Annotated in this window: 5 protein-coding genes; 4 read left to right on the forward strand and 1 reads right to left on the reverse strand. The window is 65.4% G+C overall.

Going from position 1 to position 4,785, the window contains the following annotated elements:
- Positions 1-75 precede the first annotated feature (75 nt).
- Genes VDP82_RS13970 through VDP82_RS13985 form a run of 4 tightly spaced genes read left to right on the forward strand, consistent with a single transcriptional unit; the run spans position 76 to position 3,923 of the window.
- A complete protein-coding gene (locus tag VDP82_RS13970) occupies positions 76-999 on the forward strand; it encodes an ABC transporter permease (protein WP_323015458.1) in 924 nt (307 codons plus the stop codon).
- Entirely contained in the window at positions 999-1,919 is a 921-nt protein-coding gene (locus tag VDP82_RS13975) for an ABC transporter permease (protein WP_323015459.1), read from the forward strand. The genes VDP82_RS13970 and VDP82_RS13975 overlap by 1 nt, the downstream gene beginning before the upstream one ends.
- Before the next feature lies 1 nt (position 1,920).
- Positions 1,921-2,904 carry an ABC transporter ATP-binding protein gene (locus tag VDP82_RS13980; RefSeq protein ID WP_323015460.1) on the forward strand — a complete coding sequence of 328 codons (984 nt, stop codon included), beginning with the start codon at positions 1,921-1,923 and terminating at the stop codon, positions 2,902-2,904.
- Complete coding sequence (locus VDP82_RS13985; protein WP_323015461.1) at positions 2,904-3,923, forward strand: oligopeptide/dipeptide ABC transporter ATP-binding protein; 1,020 nt, start codon at positions 2,904-2,906, stop codon at positions 3,921-3,923. Before VDP82_RS13980 ends, VDP82_RS13985 begins: the two co-directional genes overlap by 1 nt.
- A 147-nt stretch (positions 3,924-4,070) precedes the next feature.
- On the opposite strand, the gene VDP82_RS13990 is transcribed toward VDP82_RS13985, so the two are convergent.
- Positions 4,071-4,553: a response regulator gene (locus VDP82_RS13990; RefSeq protein WP_323015462.1), complete on the reverse strand. Its 483-nt coding sequence runs from the start codon at positions 4,551-4,553 to the stop codon at positions 4,071-4,073.
- Positions 4,554-4,785: the final 232 nt, after the last annotated feature.

Below are 4,785 nucleotides of genomic sequence, written 5' to 3' on the forward strand. Positions count from 1 at the left end.
CGGCCCCCACGATCTATTGTCCGTGATGCGCCCTGATCCCAGATGGCGGCGCTCCGGCCAAGGAGTTCACAATTCATGCTGGCTTATGCCCTGCGGCGCGTGCTCTCGGCGATTCCCATCGCGCTGATTGCCGTGACGGTCTGTTTCTTCATCCTGCGCCTGGCCCCCGGCGGTCCCTTCGATGGCGAGCGCGCCCTGCCGCCGACCGTGCTGGCCAATCTGCGCGCCCACTACAATCTCGACCAGCCGCTGGTGGTGCAGTATTTCATCTATGTCTGGCGCCTGCTGCATGGCGATCTGGGCCCGTCCATGGTGATCGACGGCTTCAATGTGAGCCAGCTCATCGCCATCGGCTTTCCCTTCACCCTCACCATGGCGCTGTTCGCCTTCGTCATCGCCACCTTCATCGGCATCCTCGCCGGCATGGCGGCGGCGGTCTACCAGAACAAATGGCCCGACTATGTGCTGGTGCTGGCGGTGATGATCGGGGTGCTCATCCCCAATTTCCTCATGGCGGCGCTGCTCCAGCTCTGGTTCGGCGTCTATCTGCGATGGCTGCCGGCGGGCGGCTGGGTGCATGGGAGCTGGCTGCATCTGGTGCTGCCGGTGACGGTGCTGGCCTGGCCCCATGCCGGCCGCATCTCGCGGCTGATGCGCGGCTCGATGATCGAGGTGCTCGGCTCGAACTATGTGCGCACGGCCCGCTCCAAGGGCATCGGCGAAAGGCTGGTGCTGGTGCGGCACGCCATCAAGCCGGCGCTGTTGCCGGTGGTCTCCTATCTCGGGCCGGGCCTGAGTTATCTGCTTACCGGCTCGCTGGTGGTGGAGCAGGTCTTCGGCCTGCCCGGAATCGGCAAATATTTCGTCACCGCCGCGCTCAACCGCGACTATGGCGTGGTGCTGGGAACCACCATCCTCTACATGTTCATCATCCTGGCGCTCAATCTGCTCGTCGACCTCGTCTATGCCTGGCTCGACCCCAAGGTGAGGTATCGCTGATGGCCGGGATCACGGGAAAAGACCAGGTTCTGTCGGCCTATGCCGAAAAGCTGGCCAGGGGCGAAGCGCCCAAGGGACGCACGCTGACGCAGGACGCCTTTTATCGCCTCTCGCGCAACAAAATGGCGGTGCTCTCCATCTTCGTGCTGGCGCTGATCATCATCATCGCCTTCGCCGGCCCCGCTTTCGTGCCCTGGCAATATTCGCAGGTGGACTGGAGTCAGATCCGCAAGCCGCCCAATTTCGAGGCGGGGCATTATTTCGGCACCGACCAGAACGGGCGCGACATGCTGGCGCGCGTGCTCCAGGGCACGCAGATGAGCCTGATCGTGGCGGCGGTGGCGACGCTGGTCTCGGTGTTCATCGGCGTCATCTATGGCGCGGTGGCCGGCTATTTCGGCGGCCGGGTGGACGCGATCATGATGCGCTTCGTCGATATCATGTATGCGCTGCCCTATATCCTGTTCGTCATCATCCTGGTGGTGATGTTCGGGCGCAATCCGGTGCTGCTGTTCGTGGGCATCGGCGCCATCGAATGGCTGACCATGGCCCGCATAGTGCGCGGGCAGACGCTTTCGATCAAGGAGAAGGAATTCGTCGAGGCGGCACGGGCCGGCGGGGCCAAGCCCTTCACCATCATCATGCGCCATATCGTGCCCAATCTGACCGGGCCGGTGGTGATCTACGCCACGCTGACCATTCCCGAAATCATCATCGCCGAAAGCTTCCTGTCCTATCTGGGGCTGGGCGTGCAGGAGCCGCAGACCTCGCTGGGCACGCTGATCTCGGATGGGGCGCCGGTGGCCGAGGTGATGCCCTGGCTGCTGCTGGCGCCGGCCGGCGTGCTGGTGACGATGCTGTTCTGCCTCACCTATATCGGTGACGGCCTGCGCGATGCGCTCGACCCCAAGGATCGCTGAGATGAACACGGTACTCGACGTCAAGGATCTCAGCGTCACCTTCGCGCTGCGCCATTCGGAAGTGCGGGCGGTGAACGATCTCAATTTCACCCTGGAGGCGGGGGAAACCCTGGCCGTGGTGGGAGAATCGGGCTCGGGAAAGAGCCAGGCCTTCCTCTCCATCATGGGACTTCTGGCGCGCAACGGACGCACCAGCGGCCAGGCCCTGCTGGGCGAGGTCAACCTGGTGGGCATGGCGCCGGCGGCGCTGGACCGCATCCGCGGCAAGGACATCGCCATGATCTTCCAGGATCCGATGACCTCGCTCAATCCCAGCCTCAAGATCAAGACGCAACTGGCCGAGGTGCTGGTCAAGCATCGCGGCTTCGAGCGGGGCAAGGCGGTGCATGAGGCCATCGCCATGCTCGAAAGGGTGGGCATCCCCGAACCGGCCAAGCGCGCCAACGCCTTTCCGCACGAGCTTTCAGGCGGCATGCGCCAGCGCGTGATGATCGCCATGGCGCTGCTGTGCCAGCCGAAAATCCTCATCGCCGACGAGCCGACCACGGCGCTGGACGTGACCGTGCAGGCGCAGATGCTCGACCTGTTCAAGACGCTGACCGACGATTTCGGCACCGCGCTGGTGCTGATCACCCACGATCTGGGCGTGGTGGCGGGCGTGGCCGACCGCATGATGGTGATGTATGGCGGGCGCGCGGTGGAAAAGGGCCGGACCGACGACCTGTTCTACGATCCGCGCCATCCCTATACGCTGGGCCTTCTGCATTCGACCCCGCATGTGGCCCATCGCGCCCGGCGGCTCGACCCCATCCAGGGCATGCCGCCGAGCCTCGAAAACCTGCCCAAGGGATGCTCGTTCCATCCGCGCTGCGCCTTCTGCTTCGACCGGTGCCTGGAAGAGCGGCCGGCGCTGACCCCGATCGGGGACGGGCGGGAGAAAGCCTGTTTCTACGAGGGCCCGCTGGCGGGCCGGAAGGTGGCGTGATGAACCAGAGCCCGACCAACCTCATCGAAATCCGCGACCTGAAGAAGACCTTTTCCATCGCCGGGGTGCTGTTTTCGCGCCGGCTGACGCTGACGGCGCTGAGCGACATCAATTTCACCGTCCGCCAGGGCGAAACACTGGGCATAGTGGGCGAGAGCGGCTGCGGCAAATCCACCCTGGGCCGCTGCATCCTGCAACTGCTCAGCCCCGACGAGGGGCAGGTGCTCTGGCTGGGCCAGGACCTGACGCGGCTGCCGGCCGAGGCGATGCGCAAGCGCCGGGCCGATTTGCAGATCATCTTCCAGGACCCGCTGGCCTCGCTCAATCCGCGCATGACGGTGGGCGACATCATCGCCGACCCCCTGCGCACGCTGCGGCCGGAGCTGAACGGGGCGCAAAGGCGCGAGCGCGTGCTGCGGATCATGGAGGCGGTGGGGCTGCTGCCCGAGATGATCAACCGCTATCCGCACGAGTTTTCCGGCGGGCAGGCGCAGCGCATCGGTATCGCCCGGGCGCTGGTCACCGAGCCCAAGCTGATCGTGTGCGACGAGCCGGTCTCGGCGCTGGACGTGTCGATCCAGGCGCAGATCCTCAATCTGCTGGCCGAGCTCAAGGACGAATTCGGGCTGACGCTGATCTTCATCAGCCACAATCTGAGCGTGGTGCGGCATGTATCGGACCGCATCCTGGTGCTCTATCTGGGGCGGATCGTGGAACTGGCCACGGGCGACGAAATCTACGAGGCGCCGCGCCATCCCTATACGCGGGCGCTGCTGACGGCGGTGCCGGTGCCCGACCCCAAGCTGGCGCGGCTGCGCAATATCGACGCGCTCAAGGGGGAAATCCCCTCGCCGATCAACCCGCCCTCGGGCTGCACCTTCCGCACCCGCTGCCGCTTCGCCAAGCCCTATTGCGCCGAAAAGCGCCCGGTGCTGGAGACCATCGAGAACGGGCGGCTGGTGGCCTGCCACCGCTGGCGCGAAATCGAGGTGCCCGAAGAGGCGGTGCTGGGGGCGTAAGGGGGTGCTCGCCCGCCAGTTGCCGTCGGCGGTTCAAGTCGGGGGAGACGTCGGTGGATGGGCATTGCCTGGCTCCATGGCATGTGGGGACATGCGGACATGGATTCCGGCCTGCGCCGGAATGACAAAGTGAGCAGGAGGAGCGCCCTATCCCTCCTTGCGGCGGTCGGCCAGGCCGGTCTTGATCGCGCGGCGGCGGCGGTCGGGACCCTGATAGGTTTCAGCCTCGACGAAGCCGCGCGGATGGGCGGCGATGGCGTCGAGCCGCATCTGCAAGTGGTTGGCGGCGAAGGGCTTGCGCAAAAATTCGGTGACGCCGGCATCGCGGGCGGCGGCAATGCGCCTTGCGTCGGGCGCCCCGCTCATCATGATGACCGGCACGTGGCGATTGGGGGATTCGGCGTCGGCGCGCAGGCGGCGGGTCAGCTCGATGCCGTCGACGCCCTCGAGCGCATCGTCCAGGATGACCAGCGCGAAGGCGCGGTGGCGCAATTCGAGCAGGGCCTGATGGGCGGAGCTGGCCTCGCGGATATCCTTGCGCCCCAGATGACGCAGCATCTGGGTGACGAGATTGGCCATATAGGGGGACGGGTCTATGACGAGGGTGCCGGTGGCGGGGTCGCTGGCCATGATGCAGTTCCACAAATCGATGCGAAGCCGACGCTAGCATGGCTTTGCCACCACCGGGTTAACCGGGACCGGGAGGCGCGCGCCAATATGGCGGCGGGAAAGCGTGATTTCGGGGCGCTGGCGCGTTGACAGGGCGGGGCAAGTTCCCTATGTATGCGCGCAAGTTTTCGGACGCCTCTGGGCGTCCTTGTTGTTTGACCTGAGGATAAACCGATGAAGATCCGTAACTCGC

It is taken from the genome of Devosia sp., from assembly GCF_034675085.1.
Taxonomy (GTDB): domain Bacteria; phylum Pseudomonadota; class Alphaproteobacteria; order Rhizobiales; family Devosiaceae; genus Devosia.